Origin of the sequence: Enterobacter sp. BIDMC93 (assembly GCF_001037805.1) — a bacterium.
Classification (GTDB): domain Bacteria; phylum Pseudomonadota; class Gammaproteobacteria; order Enterobacterales; family Enterobacteriaceae; genus Enterobacter; species Enterobacter hormaechei_C.
In genome coordinates, this window is the sequence record NZ_KQ089962.1 from 4,070,523 (window position 1) to 4,092,049 (window position 21,527).

Consider the following 21,527-nt stretch of genomic DNA (forward strand, 5'->3'; position numbering starts at 1 on the left):
AGGCCGTGGAAATTATCATGCTGTGGTTCAAAAATTTGATGGTTTACCGTCTCAGCCGCGACGTTTCGCTGCGTGCAGAAGAGATGGAAAAACAGTTAGCCGCTTACTCCTTTACCCCTTGCGGTAGCCAGGATATGGCAAAAACCGGCTGGGTTCCGCCAATGGGTTCTCAAAGCGATGCGCTGACCCACGCCAGCAGCACGGGGCAAATCATCGTTTGCGCCCGTAAAGAAGAGAAGATCCTGCCGACGCCCGTGGTTAAGCAGGCGCTCGAAGCGAAGATCTTCAAGCTGGAAGCTGAACAGGGCCGTAAGCTTAAAAAAACCGAAAAAGATTCGCTGAAGGATGAAGTGCTGCACTCGCTGCTGCCGCGCGCTTTTAGCCGCTTTAGCCAGACCATGATGTGGATCGACACTGTTAACGGGCTGATCATGGTGGACTGCGCCAGCGCCAAAAAAGCGGAAGATACGCTGGCGCTGCTGCGTAAGAGCCTTGGCTCATTACCGGTGGTACCGCTGGCGCTGGAAACGCCGATTGAGCTGACCCTGACCGAGTGGGTGCGCAGCGGGACTGCCGCGCAGGGCTTCCAGATCCTTGATGAAGCAGAGCTGAAAGCGCTGCTGGAAGATGGCGGCGTGATCCGCGCGAAGAAACAGGATCTGGTGAGCGACGAAATCGCCGTGCACATTGAAGCGGGCAAAGTGGTGACCAAACTGGCACTCGACTGGCAGCAGCGCATTCAGTTTGTGATGTGTGATGACGGCTCCGTGAAGCGCCTTAAGTTCTGCGATGAACTGCGCGATCAGAACGAAGATATCGACCGCGAAGATTATGCTCAGCGCTTTGACGCAGACTTTATCCTGATGACCGGCGAGCTGGCGGCGCTGATTCAGAACCTGGTGGAAGGTCTCGGCGGCGAAGCGCAGCGCTGACAGGCAAAACGTAGGCCGGGTAAGCGAATGCGCCACCCGGCATGCTTTTATTTCAGATAGCGGCACAGATAAGAGGTTGGCTCTGCAACCTGTAAATGGAACTCGCTGTGGCCCGGCACGTTGAAGACCTGCCCGGCACTATAGACTTTCCACTCCGTTTCACCCGGCAGCAGGACGTTCAGCGCGCCGCTGACCACCGTCATCTCTTCCGCTTCTGCGGTGCCAAAGGTGTATTCCCCTTCCGCCATTACGCCGACACTGGCGCGGCCAGTGCTGCTGCTGGTAAAACCAATGGATTTCACTTTACCGGAAAAGTATTCGTTACTTTGAAGCATGAACTGGCCCTTATATTTATTGAGAAAAATCCACTATAGGGGCCATGCTCATGACCTGTCACGCAAAATCATTACACCAGTAATTCTGACGCCAGGCGCGCCATCAGGACGTTAGAGAGCAGCACCGGAACATCCAGCGCCTTTTGCAGTAAATCACGATGCCGCTGATGGAAGCCCAGGCAGTCGAGCATCAGGACATCCGCCCCTCTGTCGATCAACTCCTGCCCGGCCGCAATCAGCTTCGCTTCGCTGTCCCAGAACGGGTTTGCCAGCGCGTACAGCGGGGTGTGCTCCAGCGCGGCCCACTTCACCGTCTGGTTATCCAGCAGTTCCTCAACGGGAACGATGACCCCAACCTGATGACCATCAACAATTGAGGCCACCAGCGGGGGGATAATCCGCATCGGTTCGAGCAGAATGGCATTACGCGCGCTGAGGCCTTTAACGGGTGCCGTGCTCATCAGCAAAATAACGTCATAGTCCTGATTGTCGAGCACTTCGATCACGCCCTGTAGCGCGCGTTCGATTTTCTGGCGCGACACATGCGCCAGTTTACCGTCACTGAGTAACGTTGCCAGGGGATCTTCCCCCTCTCCGACCGCGTAGTCTTCCATGACCTCTTCCCGACTGAGCTTCCCTAACAGACTGAGATGCGTAATTTGTTGTTCAGAGACATGCTCGGTTAAGAGCGGTAATACTTCGCTTACAGGCACCACACCAATCGTGAGGATCGCCAACGTCGCCTTCATTTTGATCGCCTTCCGTTACTACCACAACTGCCACATAAGTACAGGCTCACTACGCTGCACTGTTCATTTTTTCAACAAAACAGCACCAAGGGTAGCAGGGGATCTCTACACCGTAATGTAAAGATCGACTGGCCTTTCCGAATCCACCTGTAATAACTAAATATTAACTGCTGCTTAACATCAGCGATATGTTAAAAGTGTGATTCAGGCACGGTTGTAACGAATTCGGATTCCTGTCAGGACTTCTCAGGATCCTCATAGCGCCGTTTCGCATCCAGCGCTTCCTGTTCGGTTTCATGTTCGCTGATCAGCGAATCAGGTTTAGGGTGATCGGCACGCAGCTGGTACCAGGTTACGGTCTGATCGCCGTTACCTTTTTCAACGGTAACGATGCGGGCTTCACGTGGATAGGGAGGTCTGGTTGGCATAGCTCATCCTTTTTTATGTCTGAGCTATGAGTATAGACGGCTGTTAGCTGGCGCAAGCCAAACGCAGGGCGGTAATAATCTGAATCGCAACTTTCTCGGGTGACGCCGACGCATCCACAACGTGGTGTGCCGCCTCACGGTACAGTGCATCGCGTTCGGCGAGGACGTCGCTGACCTCTTCACTCAGCGGTTTCGCGGTCAGCGCCGGGCGCTGTCCCTCTTCCGGAAACGCCTCCAGCCGCCCCACCAGCGTAGAGACCGGGGCACAGAGGTAGATCACGACACCCTTTTCGCGCATAAACTGGCGGTTATACGGTGCCAGAATAATGCCCCCACCGGTCGCGATCACGGTTGACGGCACGGTCACCGCTTCCAGCGTGGCCGTTTCACGCGCACGAAAGCTCTCCCAACCCTCATCTTCAACGATATCGGCGATGGTCTTACCGGCATTCTCCTGGAGCCAGTGGTCAGTATCGACAAACTGACTCTGGCACAGACGCGCCAGCTCCAGACCAACGGTGGTTTTCCCACAGCCGCGAGGGCCAACTAAAAAGATGGGTGGGTTCATAACCAGGTGTTCCCCTTGCTGCCGGATAACTGAAGGCTGTAAAGAAATGATTGCAGTAGATGTTGCGCTAACTTTACTGCAAAGCGGTACGGAATGACAAGCCTGTGGAAGCCACACTGTACCACAAAACCGCCCGGAGGTGGGCTACGCCGGGCGGCGCTTCACTTCCAGCAGCCATTTATCCAGCTCGGCGGCAAACTGCTGGCGATCGCGCTGCGACAGGCTGTCCGGCCCACCGGTTTGCACGCCGCTGGAACGAAGCGTATCCATAAAATCACGCATGGTGAGCTTCTCGCGGATCGTTGCCGGCGAATAGCGTTCTCCGCGCGGGTTCAGCGCCGCCGCCCCTTTCGCCAGTACATCGGCAGCCAGCGGGATATCCGCGGTGATCACCAGATCTCCTGCGTCACACAGGCGTACTATCTCGTTATCCGCCACGTCAAACCCGGCCGGAACGCGCAGAGAACGGATGTATCTGGAGGGCGGCACGCGGATATTCTGGTTCGCCACCAGCGTCAGCGGCATCTGCACGCGCTCGGCAGCACGAAATAAAATCTCTTTGATGACATTCGGACACGCGTCCGCATCAACCCAAATCGCCATAGTCTCTCCCCATTATGATTCTGGTGACTATTGTCGCCTGCATTTCGTTGTTAAGCTATCAATGAGAGATAACAACGCATAATAACGGAGAGACGTGATGGATAAGAAAATCGGGTTTATCGGCTGCGGAAATATGGGCAAAGCTATCCTCGGCGGACTGATTGCCAGCGGGCAGGTGCTGCCGGGGCAGATTTGGGTCTATACCCCATCCCCGGATAAAGTCGCGGCGCTGCGTGATGAGTATGGTGTCAACGCTGCCGAAAGCGCACAGGACGTGGCTCAGGTGGCGGATATTGTCTTTGGCGCCGTTAAGCCGAATATCATGATTAAAGTCCTGAGCGAGATCACCTCCAGCCTTAACAAAGAGACCCTGGTGGTATCGATTGCCGCAGGCGTGACCCTCGATCAGCTCGCCCGCGCGCTGGGCCACGACCGTAAGATTGTTCGCGCCATGCCAAACACCCCGTCGCTGGTGAATGCCGGTATGACATCCGTTACCCCGAACGCGCTGGTCACATCTGAAGACGTGGCGGATGTACTGAATATTTTCCGCTGCTTCGGCGAAGCGGAAGTGATTGCCGAACCGATGATCCACCCGGTAGTCGGCGTGAGCGGCTCTGCCCCGGCGTATGTCTTTATGTTTATCGAAGCCATGGCCGATGCCGCCGTACTGGGTGGAATGCCGCGCGCGCAGGCCTACAAATTCGCAGCGCAGGCGGTGATGGGTTCGGCCAAAATGGTGCTGGAAACGGGTAAACATCCGGGCGAACTGAAAGATATGGTGTGCTCACCGGGGGGCACAACCATTGAAGCCGTGCGCGTGCTGGAAGATCGCGGGTTCCGCTCCGCCGTGATCGAGGCGATGGAAAAATGCATGGAAAAATCAGAGAAGCTCAGTAAGTCCTGATGCGCTACGCCGGGCGTCAGGCGGCCACTTCGGTGCGGCCCCGTCCGGCATTTTTGGCTTTATAGAGGGCCACGTCCGCCGCCTTTAGCCATTCACGATAGTGGGTGAACTGCGCCCCCCAGGGGGCAACCCCAACGCTGATACACAACCTCGCCATAGGTGCTCCGTGCAGCGGCATGTTGACCAGCCGTTCGTGGACGCGCGACATCGCTGCAATCGCGCTGTCGGCAGGCGTGCCGGACATGATCACCGCGAACTCATCCCCGCCAAAACGGCCAATATAATCGCCTGAGCGCAGGGTCAGCTGAAGCTGGCGCGTGATGGCGACAATCGCTTCATCCCCCACGTCATGCCCCCAGGTGTCGTTGATCGTCTTGAAGTGATCGATATCGATGAGCAGTATCGTCGCCTGTCGATGGCTGCGACGGCAGGCCTCAAATTCGTTACGCAGCAGCGTTTCCCAGTGACGGCGATTGAACACGCCGGTCATTCCGTCGCGGGTACTCATCAGCTCAAGCCGACGCTTATGCTCTGCCAGACGGATCGCCGTGCGGTGGCTGAGCCAGGCAAACAGTATGGGATAGACCACCAGCACGGGGAGCGTCAGCCACAACGCCAGCGGTTCAGAGGTCAATACCACAGGAGTACCCATGGATTGCACGGTCAACAGGGCAGACAGGGCAAGTAGCGCGAGTCCTGTCAGAAATAACCGACATCCCCCCGATCCCATCATATTCATGCCAATCATCACGATCAGCGCCGCCGTTGGTAGCGCATTGAACCCTGTTAGCCCCATCCAGACACCGGCAATAATGGCATCGATTTTCAGATTAACAATTTCACTGCTGTGGGGTTCAGCCGAACGAAAAGCCAGCTGCCAGGCCAGATGGGGCCAGACAAAGACCCAGCCCACCAGCAATAACCACCAGACGCCGGAAAGAAACTGGCTCACCAGAACGCTGGCAAGCGGAACAAATAGCGCCGCCAGACCAACGATGCGTGCCAGCCGTATTCGCCGGGCAAATCGCAGACCGGAACGGTATGAATCATCCTGAGAAAGCTGCTGGTGCCACGCTTCCCGAATGTTCTCGTGATTGTCATAAAACTCATCATTCATCATTTTTGGGAATATTCTGAAACATTTTCCCAAATTATAGAGAGGGGGGTAGCGGGGAAAGTATGAAATTTTGGGTGAGCCACAGCCGTGACTCACCCGTTAGCACTACGCCTGTTTTTTGAGGCACGCGCTCATAAACTTGCTGCGATCGTCGCCTTTCAGCATCTGCTGTGTCGCCTGGGCGTTGCACTCACGCATTTTTTGCTGCTGTGGGGTCAGGCTTTTTTCACCGGGTTTAGCCGCACCATTTTTAAGGCAGTCGCTCATGTACGTTTTACGGGCATCCCCTTTCAGGCTTTGCGATGTCGCCTGTTGGTTACAGGTCGTCATGCGCTGCTGCTGGGGCGTTAACGTTTTCTCTTCCGCGTGTGCTGAGGCGATCAGACACAGGCCAGAGAGCAGGGTAACCAGTATTGTTGTTTTCATTGCACCATCCTTTATGTGAAGTTCCACGTTAAGTCTGGCTCGTTACGGGAAAAAAACCACCCTGCGACTCTGATTTTCGCCGGGCTCTGCGGTTATTTCAGCCCTGTATCGGCACAATATTCATTAACCGGTTTGGCCGGGTGGGAGGCGGTAATTAATAACAGAAATTATGCGGTGAAAGGTGTGCTCTGTCTCAATTTAATTTTCCCTGCATAAATGTGTAAAAATAAAAACAGAGCGACGCCAGGCATCCTGCATGACAATTCTGTGACACGTCATTTCACCTCAGGCAGGTTAGCTGCGAGGATGCCTTAAAAGCTTCTTTACGTATTGCTGAAGCAGCTCCGCATCTTCCGCAGGCACCTGGGAATCAGGACGCGCTTTTTCCAGCGCACCTTCAACGTTGTCGATCAACGCCTCCTGCTCCGGTTTTGCCATCTGTCGCAGCAGCGCCGTCACAACGATTTCCAGCGCCTCGACCTGGGCAACCAGCTCTTTCGACTCTTCTTCCTTTTGGGCAAGCTTAACCAACAACTCAGCAATGAGATTTTTCATGGTGCTATTTCCTTATGTGATTTCCCCTGAAATTAACACCCTCTCTGAATAATGAAAAGCATGGATTAGCTTTATCTTATGCAAAAGTGACATCGCTGCCAAAAAAGATATTTCAGCGCGAAAGCGAAACGTTTTCCTGAAAGAAAGGCGCCGCATTTCGTTATATAAAAATGCGGCGTTCATAAGAATAAATAATATATTATCGTGTTTACCGGGCCGACTTTGCCTCAGCGATTCGCCTGCGGCGTCGCAAGGCAAAGGCCAGTTGAATAATATTCAGCAGGACCACCACCGCCGTCGCGGCAAATACCCAGCGGAAACCCGCCATCGCCGAGACCGAGGCGCCGATAAGCGGGCCCGCTACGTTGCCTAAATACATGAACGACTGGTTGTAGCCAAAAATGCGGCCGGTTACCTGGTCACTGGAATATTTCACCAGCAGCGTCTGAACAGCGGGCAGCATGGCGCCATCTGCGAAGCCAAGCAGGAAGCGCAGGATGCCGAGCTGAAGAGGTGTGGTGACGAATGACATGGCAAAGAAAAGGATCACCGCAATGATGAGCGTTGCCATCAGAATACGTGCCGTACCGATCCTGTCGCCCAGTTTCCCCAGACGCGGAGCAGACATCAGCGCCGACACGCCCGGCACCGCGGCAATCATCCCGCTCAGAAAAGCAATGTTGCTGCTGTCCGGCGCCATCGACTTGATAAACAGCGCCAGAATCGGCCCTACCGAACCGTTACAGAGCTGGATCACCATCGTCGTCACAAAGAGGCTAATCATCAGGCCAGGATAAGGCAGCGAGGCGAAAACCGCTTTTCCGCTCAGGCGTTCGGATTTACTGACAACAGGCCGCCCGCCCTCTTTAATCAGAAAAAGGGTGACCAGAAAGCTGATCGTTAGCAGGATCGCGGTAATGATAAAGACCGCACGCAGCCCGACATGGTCCGCCAGGAAGCCGCCGAGCAGCGGGCCGCCAATGACCCCGCTGATCTGGGCCGTGGAAAGCGTGCTGAGCGCCCAGCCGCTTCGCTCACGCGGTACCTGTGAGGCCACCAGCGCCATGGCATTCGGAATGTAACCGGAGGTCAGCCCCATTATCGCCCGCAGAATAAACAGCTGCCAGACGTTGGTGGCGAAGGCCTGGAGCAAAATGGCTATCGCCATCCCCAGCGAGGCGCGGAGCAGCATCAACTTGCGCCCCTTGCGATCCGCCAGGCTGCCCCACATCGGCGACACAATGGCGGAGACCAGAAACGTCACGCTGAACGTCAGGCCGGACCACATCGAGAGCGCTTCATGGGAAGTCACTCCCAGCTGCGACACATACAGCGGCAGGAAGGGCAATATTTGGCTGATAGCCAGTCCGGTGAAGAAGCAGCCGAACCAGACTGAAATGAGATTAACTTTCCAGGATTCCATAACAGAAATAGTCTTCATTTTTAGGCGAATTCGCCGACAGATTAGCAAGTTACGCGCAATGACATAGCGCCAGAGATGCGGCCTTGCAGACTTTGGTGTTTTATCTTCCCAGTCATCATATTTGTGAAATAAGTCACAATTTATCCAATTTTTGGCGGAAGATTATGCTTCATCGACATAATCCATAGCCGCGCATCCCCAGATGGAAATGGTTGGCATGGGCGGCATTATAGTCCGGCCCCAGACCGTTACCGTAATAGCCACAGCTTGCCGAGAGCAGGGCCTGTAGCCAGGGCTGCGTCTTTTCCGCTTTCCAGCCGTTCAGGACGGTAACGCGCTGTCCATTTGCCAGCCTGAAAGCGCTGATATCCAGCGCATCCGCCGTGGCATGTTCGCTGCGCCGCGCATCCGGGCGGCTGTAGATATTGCGGCAGGCGAAGCTGCCCAGATGTTCAATACGCGTAAGCTCGCTTCCGGTCCAGGTTTTGGTGAGCGGTCGGGCCTGCTGGCTGACAAACAGCGCCGAACTTAACGCCAGCGGACAACTGGCCAGAAAGCTGCTGTTCAGGCTCACCGGGCCAAAATCGCGCACGCGCACCACGTTACTCAGCGGACACTCACCGGCGCTGTCAGCGACAGCCTGGGTACGGATAAGCTGGCGTTGATTCGCCTGCGCTAACAGGCTTTCGCATGCCTGCGGTGTTAAACGTCGAAGTTTAAACTGGGTTATTTTTCCGGGCGGATCGTCAAGCGTAAGCGGCACGAAAGGATTGTAATACGGCGGCAACCAGCGGTAGCCCACCGTGGCGATCCCGGCAATAACAATAAGAATAAGCAGACCTTTTCCTTTCACGCGCCCCCCTTCAGCATCCCCAAAACATTATGGCAGAAGGCCGCGAAACCCGCCGGGCATCGTGGTATGTTATGGGCTTTTCGTCAGACTGGAAGAGAGTGAGATGGCAAAGCAGCGCGTAGGTATTGTCTTTGGGGGAAAATCGGCAGAGCACGAGGTGTCATTGCAATCGGCTAAAAATATCGTTGATGCGATTGATAAAAGCCGTTTTGACGTGGTGCTGCTGGGCATTGATAAACAGGGCCAGTGGCATGTTAACGATGCCAGCCAGTATCTGTTACACGCTGACGATCCGGCGCACATTGCCCTTAATCCTTCTGATGTCAGCGTCGCAACGGTTCCAGGCGTGGAACAGGGACAGCTTATCGATGCCGGGAACGCGCAGGCGCTGGCACAGATTGACGTAGTATTCCCTATCGTTCACGGCACGCTGGGCGAAGACGGCTCCCTGCAAGGCATGTTGCGGATGGCGAACCTGCCATTTGTCGGTTCCGATGTGCTGGGCTCTGCCGCCTGCATGGATAAAGACGTTACAAAACGTCTCCTGCGCGACGCCGGTCTGAATATTGCGCCGTTCGTGACGCTCACTCGCGCCAACCGCGATAAACACAGCTTCGCGCAGATCCAGGCGCAACTCGGCCTGCCGCTGTTTGTGAAACCGGCGAATCAGGGCTCGTCCGTCGGCGTCAGCAAAGTCACCAGCGAAGCGCAGTTTAACGATGCCGTTCGTCTGGCCTTTGAATTTGACCATAAGGTGGTGGTTGAGCAGGGAATTAACGGTCGTGAAATTGAGTGCGCCGTACTGGGCAACGACTTCCCGCAGGCGAGTACCTGTGGTGAAGTGGTACTGAACAGTGACTTCTATTCCTACGACACCAAATATATTGACGACAAAGGTGCCCAGGTTGTGGTTCCCGCCGCGCTCGATCCTGACGTTAACGACAAGATCCGGGCGATCGCCGTTGAAGCCTATCAGGCGCTGGGATGCTGTGGGATGGCGCGCGTCGACGTGTTTCTGACGCCGGATAACGAGGTGGTGATTAACGAAATCAACACTCTGCCGGGCTTTACCAATATCAGCATGTACCCGAAGCTGTGGCAGGCCAGCGGGATAAGCTATCCGGAACTGATCACCCGCCTGATTGAACTGGCGCTGGAACGTCACGCCGCTGACAGCGCCCTGAAAAGTTCCGTTAACTAACGGTTAGTCAGCTTTCTCTGCCGTCGTCGTCTCATCGGGACGACGGCGGATAATAAATCCCGCCAGCCAGAAACTGATTACCCAGGTTACCAGCCCAACCGCATAGGTTTGCCAGCCTTTCGCTTCAAATCCCAGCAGCCCGACAACACCGTTGAGAATAAAGATCAGCCCGATCGCAAAGGCGTAGTAATGCCAGTCACGGCGTAATTTGGAAGTGAGCTTCATGACAACTCCGGCAGAAAAAAACTATCCTCTCACAGTTTGATAATGGCGTCTGTGGCGGATACGTAAATTCTGAAATGCAGCGCAGTTTCACTTATGTTATCAATTTGTGACATGATGCAGAAATCGACAATCCAGGAGAAATCCTGAGCCGAATTTCCCACGATTCTGATATTGACAAATGCTATGACCTGTCACACTCACCCTGTACGACGCGTATTAAAACAGAGTGATATTTTCGGGAGGTCTTATGGCAGACTTTACATTGTCGAAACCGATTTTTGGCGGAAAACAACCAAAAACCTCCACGGCGGGGAATATTGCCTATGCCCTGTTTGTTCTGTTTTGTTTCTGGGCAGGAACCCAACTGCTGAATATGCTGGTGCATGCCCCTGGCGTGTATGAGCATCTGATGCAGGTGCAGGATACAGGCCGCCCGCGCGTTGAAATCGGTTTAGGCGTGAGCACCGTATTTGGACTCATTCCCTTCCTCGCGGGCAGCATGGTTCTGGGCGTGATTGCCCTTGTCCTGCGCTGGCGCAACCGCCACTGATTACAGTCCCATACAGCGTGCCCGACGATCGTCAACGCGTTTCGCGAACCAGGCGGTCGTCAGGTTACGCGTGATCTTCGGGCTTTCCAGCTGAATGCCTGGCAGAATGGCTCTGGGTAATGCCTTTCCACTTTTCTTCTCGGCCAGCGCAAAGACCTGCTTATACAGATCCGTTTTCTCAAACGCCAGGCTGTCGCCCTTCTCCAGCTGTCGGCGAATGTCGCTGTTGCTCATCTCCAGCTTCGTCGAGAGTTTTCGCACCGCACGTTCGGTGGTCCCGGCCTCACTGCTGCCGTAAGCAATGAGATCGCCGTCCAAAGCGAGCTTCACACCGCTGGCGCGGCTTACCGCATTCTGGAAGGCTGCATTTCGGCTGGCATACCAGCCCGCGTTAAAGTCGGCAAAGCGATACAGCGGTTTATCGTAGTTGGCCGGATAATTCAGCAGGTGATACGTCCCAAACCACAGCCCACCGCGCAGGGAGAAGACCTCCTGACGTACCGTACCGTCGATATCCCACGGATAGCCGTCGGTATGCTTTTCCGCAAATGCGATACTGACCTGCATCGGACCGCCGGTATGCACCGGATTCAGTGAGCCAAACAGCTTCTGCCCCATCGGCACCATATTGATGAAATCATCGAAAATGGCGCTAAGCTGTTTCTCGGTTTTCACCGTATCCAGCCGTTCACTGTAGCTTTTACCGTTTGGCGAGGTGATTTTAAGGGCGGTATGCACCAGGAAAACCGGGATATGCATCGATTCGGCCCGGCGGTCGATCTCCTTCCAGGCGATTTTGTTCAGGCCAGGCACTACAGGATCTGACTGATACATCGATTCCTGCTGCGCCACCGCGAGCACCGAGCAGATATTCTCCTCGGTAGGCGCGATCTTCTGGCTTTTGAAGGTCGCTGCCAGCGCATCAGCCCACTCACTGCGATCCTTCACGCTGGCGGGCATCTTTTGCCGCACCACGCTCGCCACATCAACGGGCTTCTCCCCTTCTTTGAGCGGGGCAGCCCCTTTTTCGGCACAGCCCGCCAGCACAAAAGCGGCGAGTAACGTCAGCGGTAATGCACGTGGTACGGCAAATGGCATAGCAATTCCTTTTTAACCTAATGTATGGGTGACTTCCTGCACGTCCTTATCGTCCAGCTCACGCTCGAAACTGCGTAAACGTTTGTAGATGGACATCAGCTCCACCAGCGTAGTCCAGGAGCTGATCAGATACTGGAACGAACCGCGAACCTGACCAAAGACGTTGGTGATTTGGGTCATCAGACCGAGCGTAATCGTACCCGCAACGATGGACGGGAACAGCAGGAACAACCCGAAAACGTTATCAACCTGAAGATAAAGAATGCGCGCGATATTGAAATACATGTAATGGAAATAGAGGCGGAAATAGTTACGACGTACGGCGCCGAACAGCTCACGCACGGTAGGCGGTGACGCACGGTTGGCATCGTCTTCGCCATACACCAGTTCTTTACGGTAGGCCGCTTCCACGCGCTGGTTTTTAAACTCCAGCCCCGGCAGCTTGATCCCCACCACCGCCAGCAGCCCCGTTCCCATCAGCGACCAGACAATCGCAGCAATCACCAGGCCGTATGGCAGATGGCCGACAATCGGCAGCTCCGGAACGTGCGACGAGAGCGTCACCAGCACCGGCAGGAAGGCGATCAGCGTCATGATGGCGTTGATAAAGCTCACGCCCATATCTTCCAGAGTAGAGGCAAAACGCATGGTGTCTTCCTGCACACGCTGTGCGGCACCTTCGATATGCCGCAGGTGCTGCCAGTGCGCCATATAGTGTTCGTTCATCGCGGTACGCCAGCGGAATACATAGTGGCTGACGAAAAAGTTATTCATCACGCCAATCACCACGGCGATGAGGGCGATGCCGAGGAAGATCCCCACCTCATGGTAGAACTGGTTAATGGTCACTTTATGCGGCGAACTCAGCGCCGTCTGGATCAGATCGTAAAACGGCGCATACCAGGCATTGACCGCTACGCCCACTTCCACCAGGAACCAGGTGACAAAGATGATTAACGACGTGCCGAGAATCGACCAGTATTGCCAGCGGTGAGGAGAATAGACGAACCAGAACATGGCGAAAAGCCCTACGCAGAGCACGTAATAAGCGTAGAAAAGCAGATAGCTCATGGACCAGAAGCGCGCTGCGCTAATGGGAATATCGCCCGTTGCCCCCGTAAGACGGGTCAGCCACGCGCCGCCACCGGCCTGCCAGAAAATGACAGCCAGCAGTGCCCAAATAAATGCCGACAGGAAAAAGGGCCCCGGCTTTGGGAAAAAAGACTTAAACATTGTGCTTCCTTCTTGTTGTTATGGCTGTTGCTGTGTTCAACATATCGCCACACGAAACCTTGCCTGTGCCAGCCTCCCGGCTCAGGCAAAAAAGTGAGACCTGCGGGTGAATTATTAGTTCGCTTCACAGTTTTCAGGAATTGTTTCGGTGCGTTTCATTCGCAACAGCGATCGTAGCGTCTATCATACGGTCGATGTCACAAAATGGGAGCCACGCCGCAAGTAAATTGTTCAAATTTACCCACGGTTACGTTTTTCTCGCTATCGTTATGCAAATCGGGCCATTGCCCGACGCCGATTAGTAGTATAACTACCCGTAACTTTCCTTATTCACTTGATGGATGCTTTTCGTTGAAACGTTGTCTGCTCTCTATCGCCGCGCTGTGTGCGGTGAGCCTGTCCACCGCCCAGGCAGCACAGCCTCTGACGGCCCCGGTTCTGGCCTCTGACATTGCCGATCGCTACGCGAACCTTATTTATTACGGCAGCGGTGCGACGGGAATGGCGCTGGTCGTGATCGACGGTAACCAGCGGGTGTTTCGCAGCTTCGGTGAAACACGACCGGGAAATAACGTTCGTCCGCAGCTGGATTCCGTTATCCGTGTCGCATCGATAACCAAGCTGATGACCAGCGAAATGCTGGTGAAACTGCTCGATCAGGGCGTGGTGAAACTCGACGATCCACTCAGCAAATATGCACCGCCCGGCGCTCGCGTTCCGACATATCAGGGAACGCCGATCAGACTGGTGAATCTGGCGACCCATACCAGCGCCCTGCCGCGAGAACAGCCCGGTGGCGCTGCGCATCGCCCTGTCTTTGTCTGGCCAACCCGCGAGCAACGCTGGAACTACCTGAGCACAGCAACCCTGAAATCGGCCCCGGGCTCGCAGGCCGGCTATTCTAACCTGGCGTTTGATCTGCTGGCCGACGCTTTAGCGACGGCGTCGGGTAAGCCCTACCCTCAACTGTTTGAAGAGCAGATCACGCGTCCGCTCGGGATGAAAGATACCACTTACACCCCCTCCCCGGACCAGTGCAAGCGTCTGATGGTGGCGGAAAAAGGGGCCAGCCCGTGCAATAACACGCTGGCCGCCATTGGCAGCGGTGGCGTTTACTCTACGCCTGGCGACATGATGCGCTGGATGCAACAGTTCCTCTCATCGGATTTTTACGCGCGCAGCAATCAGGCCGACCGAATGCAGACGCTCATCTACCAGCGTGCTCAGCTACGACGCGTCATTGGCATGGATGTTCCAGGTAAAGCCGATGCCCTCGGCATGGGCTGGGTGTATATGGCGCCAAAAGATGGCCGACCGGGGATTATTCAAAAAACCGGTGGAGGTGGCGGGTTCATCACCTACATGGCGATGATTCCGCAATCAAACGTAGGCGCTTTTGTGGTGGTCACCCGGTCGCCAAATACACGCTTCGTGAATATGAGTGATGGCGTAAATAATCTGGTGGCCGAGCTGAGCGCCAATAAAGCGCAGGTGCTTACGGCCTCTAACTGATCTCAATAGTCCGTGGGCAAACGGTTGATACTGATCAGTTTGCCCCGGCTCATATTGATGTAGTTCCCCTGTCGCAGCGCCGCCAGAACCTCAGCAACGACCGAACGAGAAATACGAGTGCTACGCTGAATATGATTCATAACACCAATTTTTGAACGTAGCGTGTCATCCCACTCGGCCATATTGATCAGCATCGCCCGGATTTGGCTATAGGAATTATTTCCGACCAATTGCATGTCACGTTTTCCCAATAAATGGTTAAGCCATGACAGCCAGCAGAAAGCCTCTTGCCAAAGTTGCGCGTCCTGAATAAGCTGGTACGCGTCAGATGCCGGTAAATAAAATCCGGTACAAGGCGTCTGTGCCATCAAAGAATATTCAAGATAGTTTTCATTTATCCATGCGCTTAAACCGTGGATATACGGTGCCCGCGCAATACCCATAAGTAATTCGTCTGATTTACGGTGGACGGCCGTCAGGCCGGATTGTATGACAACGGTCAATGGTTCATCATCATTATTGCCGGTAGTTATTAATTGTTGTGGTTCGATCTTAAATGGGGTACCGGCGACTTCCAGACACTTTATGAGCCGGCTTAATTCAGAAAGTGGCTTCGCATTAACGTTCATGCATACCTCAAGTCATCTGTATATGTCGGTTCTTTATAATTTTTAAAACACATAAAAAAGCGGGGGAAAAATCCCCCGCGCTTTCTATATTACCAGGTGTATTTCACACCCAGGTTTGCTCCCCAGTTCTGGTCAACGTCGCCGCCGCCCAGATAAGTCGCATCAGTGTAAGCACTGAAGTTTTTCGTGAAGCTGAACTGAGTGCCCAGTCCCACGCGAACCGCAGAGCCTTCCACGCCGTTATCAATGCTGTCATTGTTGATATCAGCATTGTTGTCGGCATCGTCATACACGTAAGCCAGTTTGAAGTAAGGCGTTAATGCCTGCTCGCCGCCGTAGTTGAAGGTATAACCTGCATCCACGCCGAGTTCATAACGCATACTGTCGTAAGACTGACCATCGATACGCATGTCGTTGCTTAGCTGGTAGTCATCACCGGACTGGAACAGGCCAGAGATCGCCGCGTAAGGCGTGACGTAGCCAGACAGGTTTGGTTTCCAGTCATAGCCCAGTTTCATCCCGAAACCAACGGCGTCAGTCGTGGTATTACCGTCAACATACTGACCGTTGCTCATGGTAGCAGAGAGGTCGTTGTTGAAGCGGGTGTAGCTCAGGGAGCTGTCGAGGAAGATGTCGTTCATGAACTTCGCCGACGCGTAGATCATCGCAGTCTGGCTGTCCTGATCGACCTGACCAGTACGATCGCTGATATCACCCTTCGCGAAACCAGCCGCACCACCGACAATCCACTTCGCGTTATTACCGTCGATCTGAGTATCCAGACCTACCATAATGCCGCTTACGTCCTGATCGTAGCTAACGGTGCCATTATCCGCGTCAAAGTTGCCGCCGAAATAGCTCACCCATGCGCCGCCGTTATCTGCCAGGCCATGACGGCTGTTGGTCAGACGGGTACCCACGGTATCCTGTTGCAGATTCCAGATGTTGGTATTAGCAGAAGGAATGCTCAGCGCCATATTGGCGTAATCAGTCAGCTCTTCCTGCTGGAGAACAACGGTGTCGCCCTTCTGCTGCGCCTGATAGGTGTATGCACCTAAATCAGCTTTGTTTGCCGCAGTAAAGCTGGCAGCGGTATCCGCGTTATTGTCATAGACGCGAACGATCTCTTTGTTTTCGTAGTCAGCTACGGAGCCTGCGCCGGTCGCATCGTCGATGCGCACTTTATAGTTACCGGCAACGTCACCGTTCACCGCCAGATGGCCGTCAGAGTTCAGCGCGACAACACCATAGTCGTAATCCGCTTTAGAGCGATCGTTGGTGATATAGCGTGCGTTGTTCAGGTCGCTGTTCAGCACATAATCACGGCTGGCAACGTTAAGCACACCGCCATCGGTCAGCACCATATTGTGCGTATCAACCTGTCCCAGACCCAGCGCCAGCTCTGCACCGTTGTCCACGGTAATGGTGTTGGCATACAGCTCAGCTGTCTCTTCAGTGAGTGCAGCACGGCTGTAGCTATCCAGATACAGGCTGTCGGTAGCCACACCACCGCTGTCGCCAATATTCAGGCTAGACGCATTGGTCAGGGTGATGGAATCTGCCAGCAGGCCGGAGTTTTCAACATTGACCTGAGACTGGTTGTTCACCGTCAGCGCGTCGATGTTGGAGATCTTACGGGTATCCCACTCGGAACCGTTATCCAGCGCCACGTTGAACAGGCCGCTCTGATAAACTTCTTCACCTGCAACATGACCGTTGCTGTCAAAGGTAGAATCAGGCCAGATGCTGTTTGGAGAAAGCGTGTGCCAGTCTACATCGCTGTAGCCTTCACCATACATCTGCGCCGTGCCGATGGCTTCAACGCTGGACTGCGCGGCACCCACCCATTTACTGCCGTTGGTCAGCGTGACATCCAGCTTGTCGGTATCATCCCAGCCGTTGGTAGTTGGGTTATAGACGCCGTCATCGGTGGTATCCGTTGCCGGATCGCCATTCTCGTAGAAGTTGTTATCAAAGGTGCTGGCGAAAAGGATGTCGCCGGTAATGGTAGAGTGATCGAAGGTAGCGGTGGTCTGCATAGCGTTATCAGACGCGCCAGCAACAACGATCAGCGCCGCATCATCCGCAGCCGTGGCGTTGGTTTCACCGTAGTCGCTCGGCTTCGCCGTTTGACCGTAGAAGCCACTGGTACCCAGATCGCTGTACGCACCAGAGGTCAGCACAGAATCTTTCACCACCAGCGTATCGGTAAAGATATTGCTGCTGTTAGCAACGCCTTCAACACCGTCGTATGGCGTGTTATCCAGCTCCTGATAACCCTGCGTCAGCGTGATGCCCGCGATATGGGAGTTGTTCTGAATAACGATGTCAGATTCAACGTCCAGCGTGATCGCGTTACCCAGACCATAGGTGTCCAGATAATGCGTTTCAGTGGTTTCACCATTGACGACATCGTAGGCGTAATGCTCGTAGGTATCGTTGATGGTGGAGTTATCAACAGTCAGGCTAAAACGATCATACTGGGTATGAGTGGTACCGTCAGTATCCACACCATCTGCACACGTCGTGGTCATACACTCTGACGTGATCATGCCGTTAATGGTGCTGTTAGAAATACTCAACGCGTTCGCACGGCCATTGACACCATCATCCAGATAGTATGTCGAAATAACTCCGTTTACGGTTGATTTATTGATGACTGGATAAATGTCACCATCATGTGTGGCATCTGAATAATCCCAGTCAGCATAACCATAATACCAGGGCGTGGACGCGGTATTGTCATAGCCAAAAGTATTATATGTTGTGCCGGATATATCTTTCGCATTGGCCTGAGAAGCGATAGCCAGTGTGCAGGCTAATGCAAGTTGTGATACAACCAGTTTCTTTTTCCATGTTTGCATTGGGTCATCCCTCCTCAGGGACGTAAGCAAGTTTGTCCATCAAATCATTTAGCAACATTAAATTGCGGAAGGAATTATGCAGTTTCACTTCGAAAAGGTTCAATGAATGATTCCATTAAGTCCGTATTCAGACAAATAAGCTTGTAAACCCAGGGCAATATCAATCATTATGAATAAATATTATAAATCCAACTGATTGCAAACCACTTTAGTTGCTTCGGCACATATAATAAAAAGCAATAAATCATTTATATTTATAATCCCGAACCAACATAGAAACCTCACCAATATTAAACACCACGCTGAACACCATAATAAGTTTTATAATATAGACAAAATACATACAGCGAATATTAGTCGATTTCGAAAATCTAAAAGACAACTTTAGTAAAACACCGCTCCCCGCTTTCAGGTACACTATACCTCTTTGTTCCACAAACATCAGGCATACCATGACCGATTTAATTGCACGTCCCCGTCGCCTGCGCAAGTCTCCCGCACTGCGCGCCATGTTTGAAGAGACAACACTGACCTTAAACGATCTGGTGTTGCCGATTTTTGTTGAAGAAGAGATCGATGACTACAAAGCCATCGACGCGATGCCGGGCGTGATGCGCATTCCTGAAAAGCATCTGGCCCGCGAGATCGAACGCATCGCGAATGCGGGCATCCGCTCGGTAATGACGTTCGGTATCTCCCACCACACTGACGCGACCGGCAGTGATGCCTGGAAAGAAGACGGCCTCGTCGCCCGCATGTCGCGCATCTGCAAAGAGAGTGTGCCGGAGATGATCGTCATGTCCGATACCTGCTTCTGCGAATACACCTCTCATGGCCACTGCGGTGTGCTGTGCGATCACGGCGTGGACAACGATGCGACCCTGCTGAATCTGGGCAAGCAGGCAGTGGTTGCCGCCGCTGCGGGTGCGGATTTCATTGCGCCTTCTGCGGCAATGGATGGGCAGGTACAGGCGATCCGCCAGGCGCTGGACGCTGCGGGCTTCACCGACACCGCCATCATGTCCTATTCCACCAAATTCGCCTCCTCTTTCTACGGCCCGTTCCGTGAAGCAGCCGGCACGGCGCTGAAAGGCGATCGTAAAACCTATCAGATGAACCCGCTGAACCGCCGCGAAGCGATTCGTGAGTCTCTGCTGGATGAAGCCCAGGGTGCTGACTGCCTGATGGTGAAACCGGCTGGCGCATACCTGGATATCCTGCGCGACATTCGCGAACGCACCGAACTGCCGCTAGGCGCCTACCAGGTGAGCGGCGAGTACGCGATGATCAAATTCGCCGCGCAGGCGGGTGCCATCGACGAAGAGAAAGTGATCCTCGAAAGCCTGGGGGCGATCAAACGCGCGGGCGCGGATCTGATCTTCAGCTATTTTGCGCTGGATCTGGCTGAGAAGAAAATTCTGCGTTAATCCGCTTTAGCGCCGGGTGGCGGCTTCGCCTTACCCGGCCTGCTCTCTGCGCTAATCTTCACCAAACTGCAATACAAACGACATCTCCTCCTTCTACTGTCTGGGCAAGACGGCAGGAGGAGTGATCAATGTTTAGTCTCGACAGCGTTCTTGATGACCTTTGGCCTCAGGCGAGGCCCGCACCCTGGCAAAAAAGTCTGTTAAAAAGACTGCTTCACGAAGACGAATTTCAGCAGTTTGCCGCCAGCCACCGTCACCTGAAAGGGCTGGATATGGTGGAGCAGGTTCTGGAACACCTTGATATTCACTGCTCCGTTTCCGCCCGCGACCTCGAACAAATCCCCGAACACGGCCCACTCATTGTGATAGCGAACCACCCCACCGGCACCCTGGATGGGCTGGCGCTGCTGTATGCCGTTTCCCGCGTGCGCCGCGACGTCAGGGTTGTTACCAACAGGATGCTGTCCCACCTTGAGCCCCTCAGCTCATTATTTATTCCCGTGGATAATATGGGCGGCAGAACCGCAAAAGCCTCGCTGATACAGATGGAGCAGCACCTGCAAAACGCCGGCGTGCTGATCTTCTTTCCGGCGGGCGAAGTTTCCCGCCCAACGCGCAAAGGCATCCGCGATAAAAAATGGCATCCGGGCTTTATCAAGCTGGCCGGCAAACTACGGGTGCCGCTACTCCCGGTACATATCCAGGCGCACAACAGCCTGCTGTTTTATGCCAGTACCCTGGTCTCGCCAACGGTATCCATGCTGCTGCTGATGCAACAGATGTTTCGCCGCCGTCACAGTCAGTTGCCGATCAAAATCGGCCAGCAGATTGCCTGGAATGACCGGTTTAGTTCTACCCTTTCATCGCGTGAGATGGCCGAGCAGTGTCGTCAGCACGTGATACGTCTTGGCAAGGGATTGCCTGGCGTCTTTAAAACCCAGTGCGCCATTGCCCGCCCGGAAGACAGGGCGACGCTCAAGCGCGAACTGGCGCAGGCCGAGTGTCTGGGCAAAACCAGCGATGGTAAGGCCATCTATCTTTGGCAGCGCAACGGGCAGGAAGAGGCGCCTCTGCTGCGCGAGCTTGGGCGGCTGCGCGAGATTGCCTTTCGTGCCGTGGAGGAAGGCAGCGGGAAGCGCCGGGATACCGACAGCTACGATGATGACTATCTGCACCTTATTCTGTGGGATGACGATGACCTGGAGATTGTCGGCGCGTACCGCTTTATGCCAACGGCCATGCAGGTGGAAAAGCGCGGCGTCGAGGGGTTGTACAGCTACAGCCTGTTCCACTACGACGAAAAAATGCAGGACATACTTGAGCACGGTATTGAGCTGGGGCGCAGCTTTATACAGCCGCGCTACTGGGGGCGTCGCGGTCTGGACTATCTGTGGTCAGGCATTGGCGCCTATCTGGCACGCTATCCCCATTACCGTTACCTGTTTGGTCCGGTGTCCATCTCCGGCGGCTTACCGCCTGCCGCACGGGATCTGCTGGTGGCGTTTTATCGTCTCTGGTTTCCGGCCAGCCATCCCTTAGCCGCCTCGCGTCAACCCTACCCGGCCTCACTTCCGGACGTGCTGGCACAGTTTGGCGGAGTGGATTACGTGGATGACCTGACAAAGCTGAAATCCCTGCTCGGCAACCTGGGTTGCGGCATCCCACCGCTCTACAAACAGTATTCCGAGCTATGCGAGCCAGGCGGCGTGCAGTTTATCGATTTCGGCAGCGATCCGGCGTTCAATAACTGTATCGACGGGCTGGTGCTGGTGGATCTGTGTTATCTGAAGGCAAACCGCTATCAGCGGTATATAGAAGCACACCTCTAGCTCCGTTGCCCGGTGGCGCTGCGCTTACCGGGCCTACAATTAAACGTAGGCCGGGTAAGGCAA

At 54.4% G+C, this 21,527-nt stretch carries 22 protein-coding genes; 7 read left to right on the top strand and 15 right to left on the bottom strand.

The window, feature by feature from the left end:
* Window positions 1-17: 17 nt before the first annotated feature.
* Window positions 18-932 (top strand): recombination-associated protein RdgC, encoded by a 915-nt coding sequence (gene rdgC / locus SK58_RS19070; protein ID WP_006809928.1) that lies wholly within the window; start codon window positions 18-20, stop codon window positions 930-932.
* Window positions 933-979: 47 nt separating this feature from the next.
* Here the strand turns inward: rdgC and ppnP are convergent, their stop codons facing one another.
* The 5 genes from ppnP to SK58_RS19095 all read right to left on the bottom strand — a co-directional run bounded on the left by ppnP (window position 980) and on the right by SK58_RS19095 (window position 3,615).
* Window positions 980-1,267 carry a pyrimidine/purine nucleoside phosphorylase gene (ppnP, locus tag SK58_RS19075; protein ID WP_003859131.1) on the bottom strand — a complete coding sequence of 96 codons (288 nt, stop codon included), beginning with the start codon at window positions 1,265-1,267 and terminating at the stop codon, window positions 980-982.
* A 71-nt stretch (window positions 1,268-1,338) separates the two neighbouring features.
* Window positions 1,339-2,016: an AroM family protein gene (locus SK58_RS19080; protein WP_003859133.1), complete on the bottom strand. Its 678-nt coding sequence runs from the start codon at window positions 2,014-2,016 to the stop codon at window positions 1,339-1,341.
* Window positions 2,017-2,252: 236 nt separating this feature from the next.
* Window positions 2,253-2,444 carry a protein YaiA gene (yaiA, locus tag SK58_RS19085; protein ID WP_003859135.1) on the bottom strand — a complete coding sequence of 64 codons (192 nt, stop codon included), beginning with the start codon at window positions 2,442-2,444 and terminating at the stop codon, window positions 2,253-2,255.
* A 43-nt stretch (window positions 2,445-2,487) separates the two neighbouring features.
* Window positions 2,488-3,012 (bottom strand): shikimate kinase AroL, encoded by a 525-nt coding sequence (gene aroL / locus SK58_RS19090; RefSeq protein WP_048220319.1) that lies wholly within the window; start codon window positions 3,010-3,012, stop codon window positions 2,488-2,490.
* Window positions 3,013-3,156: 144 nt separating this feature from the next.
* Window positions 3,157-3,615, bottom strand: a complete 459-nt coding sequence (locus SK58_RS19095) for a YaiI/YqxD family protein (protein ID WP_003859141.1) — start codon at window positions 3,613-3,615, stop codon at window positions 3,157-3,159.
* A 97-nt stretch (window positions 3,616-3,712) separates the two neighbouring features.
* On the opposite strand from SK58_RS19095, the gene proC reads away from it, so the two are divergent.
* Window positions 3,713-4,522: a pyrroline-5-carboxylate reductase gene (gene proC / locus SK58_RS19100; RefSeq protein ID WP_015571314.1), complete on the top strand. Its 810-nt coding sequence runs from the start codon at window positions 3,713-3,715 to the stop codon at window positions 4,520-4,522.
* A gap of 16 nt (window positions 4,523-4,538) precedes the next feature.
* On the opposite strand, the gene adrA is transcribed toward proC, so the two are convergent.
* The 5 genes from adrA to SK58_RS19125 form a co-directional block, all read right to left on the bottom strand.
* Entirely contained in the window at window positions 4,539-5,642 is a 1,104-nt protein-coding gene (gene adrA, locus SK58_RS19105; protein WP_015571315.1) for a diguanylate cyclase AdrA, read from the bottom strand.
* A 102-nt stretch (window positions 5,643-5,744) separates the two neighbouring features.
* Window positions 5,745-6,065: a phosphate starvation-inducible protein PsiF gene (gene psiF, locus SK58_RS19110; protein ID WP_015571316.1), complete on the bottom strand. Its 321-nt coding sequence runs from the start codon at window positions 6,063-6,065 to the stop codon at window positions 5,745-5,747.
* A 294-nt stretch (window positions 6,066-6,359) separates the two neighbouring features.
* On the bottom strand, window positions 6,360-6,620 hold the full coding sequence (gene iraP / locus SK58_RS19115; protein ID WP_003859148.1) for an anti-adapter protein IraP: 261 nt from the start codon (window positions 6,618-6,620) through the stop codon (window positions 6,360-6,362).
* A 208-nt stretch (window positions 6,621-6,828) separates the two neighbouring features.
* Entirely contained in the window at window positions 6,829-8,043 is a 1,215-nt protein-coding gene (locus tag SK58_RS19120) for a multidrug efflux MFS transporter (protein ID WP_015571317.1), read from the bottom strand.
* Between the two features lie 169 nt (window positions 8,044-8,212).
* Window positions 8,213-8,896, bottom strand: coding sequence for an extensin-like domain-containing protein (locus SK58_RS19125; RefSeq protein ID WP_017383151.1), 684 nt, complete (start codon window positions 8,894-8,896; stop codon window positions 8,213-8,215).
* A 103-nt stretch (window positions 8,897-8,999) separates the two neighbouring features.
* On the opposite strand from SK58_RS19125, the gene ddlA reads away from it, so the two are divergent.
* The gene (gene ddlA, locus SK58_RS19130; RefSeq protein WP_017383150.1) at window positions 9,000-10,097 is read left to right on the top strand and encodes a D-alanine--D-alanine ligase; all 1,098 of its coding nucleotides are present in this window, start codon (window positions 9,000-9,002) and stop codon (window positions 10,095-10,097) included.
* Between the two features lie 3 nt (window positions 10,098-10,100).
* On the opposite strand, the gene SK58_RS19135 is transcribed toward ddlA, so the two are convergent.
* Window positions 10,101-10,322: a DUF2754 domain-containing protein gene (locus SK58_RS19135; RefSeq protein WP_015571318.1), complete on the bottom strand. Its 222-nt coding sequence runs from the start codon at window positions 10,320-10,322 to the stop codon at window positions 10,101-10,103.
* Between the two features lie 247 nt (window positions 10,323-10,569).
* Here SK58_RS19135 and SK58_RS19140 point away from each other — a divergent pair, with 247 nt between their 5' ends.
* Window positions 10,570-10,872: a DUF2755 family protein gene (locus tag SK58_RS19140; protein WP_003859159.1), complete on the top strand. Its 303-nt coding sequence runs from the start codon at window positions 10,570-10,572 to the stop codon at window positions 10,870-10,872.
* Here SK58_RS19140 and SK58_RS19145 read toward each other — a convergent pair whose 3' ends face one another.
* Together SK58_RS19145 and sbmA are read right to left on the bottom strand one after the other, a co-directional pair.
* Window positions 10,873-11,970 carry a DUF1615 domain-containing protein gene (locus SK58_RS19145; protein WP_017383149.1) on the bottom strand — a complete coding sequence of 366 codons (1,098 nt, stop codon included), beginning with the start codon at window positions 11,968-11,970 and terminating at the stop codon, window positions 10,873-10,875.
* A 12-nt stretch (window positions 11,971-11,982) separates the two neighbouring features.
* Entirely contained in the window at window positions 11,983-13,203 is a 1,221-nt protein-coding gene (gene sbmA / locus SK58_RS19150) for a peptide antibiotic transporter SbmA (RefSeq protein ID WP_003859162.1), read from the bottom strand.
* Between the two features lie 351 nt (window positions 13,204-13,554).
* On the opposite strand from sbmA, the gene ampH reads away from it, so the two are divergent.
* Window positions 13,555-14,715 carry a D-alanyl-D-alanine-carboxypeptidase/endopeptidase AmpH gene (gene ampH / locus SK58_RS19155; RefSeq protein ID WP_003859164.1) on the top strand — a complete coding sequence of 387 codons (1,161 nt, stop codon included), beginning with the start codon at window positions 13,555-13,557 and terminating at the stop codon, window positions 14,713-14,715.
* A 2-nt stretch (window positions 14,716-14,717) separates the two neighbouring features.
* On the opposite strand, the gene SK58_RS19160 is transcribed toward ampH, so the two are convergent.
* Together SK58_RS19160 and SK58_RS19165 are read right to left on the bottom strand one after the other, a co-directional pair.
* Entirely contained in the window at window positions 14,718-15,344 is a 627-nt protein-coding gene (locus SK58_RS19160) for a helix-turn-helix domain-containing protein (protein ID WP_015571320.1), read from the bottom strand.
* Window positions 15,345-15,433: 89 nt separating this feature from the next.
* Entirely contained in the window at window positions 15,434-18,208 is a 2,775-nt protein-coding gene (locus SK58_RS19165; protein ID WP_032652677.1) for an autotransporter outer membrane beta-barrel domain-containing protein, read from the bottom strand.
* Window positions 18,209-18,660: 452 nt separating this feature from the next.
* Here SK58_RS19165 and hemB point away from each other — a divergent pair, with 452 nt between their 5' ends.
* Window positions 18,661-19,635 carry a porphobilinogen synthase gene (gene hemB, locus SK58_RS19175; RefSeq protein WP_015571323.1) on the top strand — a complete coding sequence of 325 codons (975 nt, stop codon included), beginning with the start codon at window positions 18,661-18,663 and terminating at the stop codon, window positions 19,633-19,635.
* Between the two features lie 128 nt (window positions 19,636-19,763).
* The gene (locus SK58_RS19180; RefSeq protein ID WP_015571324.1) at window positions 19,764-21,464 is read left to right on the top strand and encodes a bifunctional ornithine lipid synthase OlsF; all 1,701 of its coding nucleotides are present in this window, start codon (window positions 19,764-19,766) and stop codon (window positions 21,462-21,464) included.
* The last annotated feature ends 63 nt before the right edge of the window (window positions 21,465-21,527 follow it).

Excerpts from the sequence above, each read along its gene's own strand:
- rdgC (WP_006809928.1), top strand. The coding sequence starts at position 18 with ATGCTGTGGTTCAAAAATTTGATGGTTTACCGTCTCAGCCGCGACGTT.
- ppnP (WP_003859131.1), bottom strand. The coding sequence starts at position 1,267 with ATGCTTCAAAGTAACGAATACTTTTCCGGTAAAGTGAAATCCATTGGT.
- SK58_RS19080 (WP_003859133.1), bottom strand. The coding sequence starts at position 2,016 with ATGAAGGCGACGTTGGCGATCCTCACGATTGGTGTGGTGCCTGTAAGC.
- yaiA (WP_003859135.1), bottom strand. The coding sequence starts at position 2,444 with ATGCCAACCAGACCTCCCTATCCACGTGAAGCCCGCATCGTTACCGTT.
- aroL (WP_048220319.1), bottom strand. The coding sequence starts at position 3,012 with ATGAACCCACCCATCTTTTTAGTTGGCCCTCGCGGCTGTGGGAAAACC.
- SK58_RS19095 (WP_003859141.1), bottom strand. The coding sequence starts at position 3,615 with ATGGCGATTTGGGTTGATGCGGACGCGTGTCCGAATGTCATCAAAGAG.
- proC (WP_015571314.1), top strand. The coding sequence starts at position 3,713 with ATGGATAAGAAAATCGGGTTTATCGGCTGCGGAAATATGGGCAAAGCT.
- adrA (WP_015571315.1), bottom strand. The coding sequence starts at position 5,642 with ATGATGAATGATGAGTTTTATGACAATCACGAGAACATTCGGGAAGCG.
- psiF (WP_015571316.1), bottom strand. The coding sequence starts at position 6,065 with ATGAAAACAACAATACTGGTTACCCTGCTCTCTGGCCTGTGTCTGATC.
- iraP (WP_003859148.1), bottom strand. The coding sequence starts at position 6,620 with ATGAAAAATCTCATTGCTGAGTTGTTGGTTAAGCTTGCCCAAAAGGAA.
- SK58_RS19120 (WP_015571317.1), bottom strand. The coding sequence starts at position 8,043 with ATGGAATCCTGGAAAGTTAATCTCATTTCAGTCTGGTTCGGCTGCTTC.
- ddlA (WP_017383150.1), top strand. The coding sequence starts at position 9,000 with ATGGCAAAGCAGCGCGTAGGTATTGTCTTTGGGGGAAAATCGGCAGAG.
- SK58_RS19135 (WP_015571318.1), bottom strand. The coding sequence starts at position 10,322 with ATGAAGCTCACTTCCAAATTACGCCGTGACTGGCATTACTACGCCTTT.
- SK58_RS19140 (WP_003859159.1), top strand. The coding sequence starts at position 10,570 with ATGGCAGACTTTACATTGTCGAAACCGATTTTTGGCGGAAAACAACCA.
- SK58_RS19145 (WP_017383149.1), bottom strand. The coding sequence starts at position 11,970 with ATGCCATTTGCCGTACCACGTGCATTACCGCTGACGTTACTCGCCGCT.
- sbmA (WP_003859162.1), bottom strand. The coding sequence starts at position 13,203 with ATGTTTAAGTCTTTTTTCCCAAAGCCGGGGCCCTTTTTCCTGTCGGCA.
- SK58_RS19160 (WP_015571320.1), bottom strand. The coding sequence starts at position 15,344 with ATGAACGTTAATGCGAAGCCACTTTCTGAATTAAGCCGGCTCATAAAG.
- SK58_RS19165 (WP_032652677.1), bottom strand. The coding sequence starts at position 18,208 with ATGCAAACATGGAAAAAGAAACTGGTTGTATCACAACTTGCATTAGCC.
- hemB (WP_015571323.1), top strand. The coding sequence starts at position 18,661 with ATGACCGATTTAATTGCACGTCCCCGTCGCCTGCGCAAGTCTCCCGCA.
- SK58_RS19180 (WP_015571324.1), top strand. The coding sequence starts at position 19,764 with ATGTTTAGTCTCGACAGCGTTCTTGATGACCTTTGGCCTCAGGCGAGG.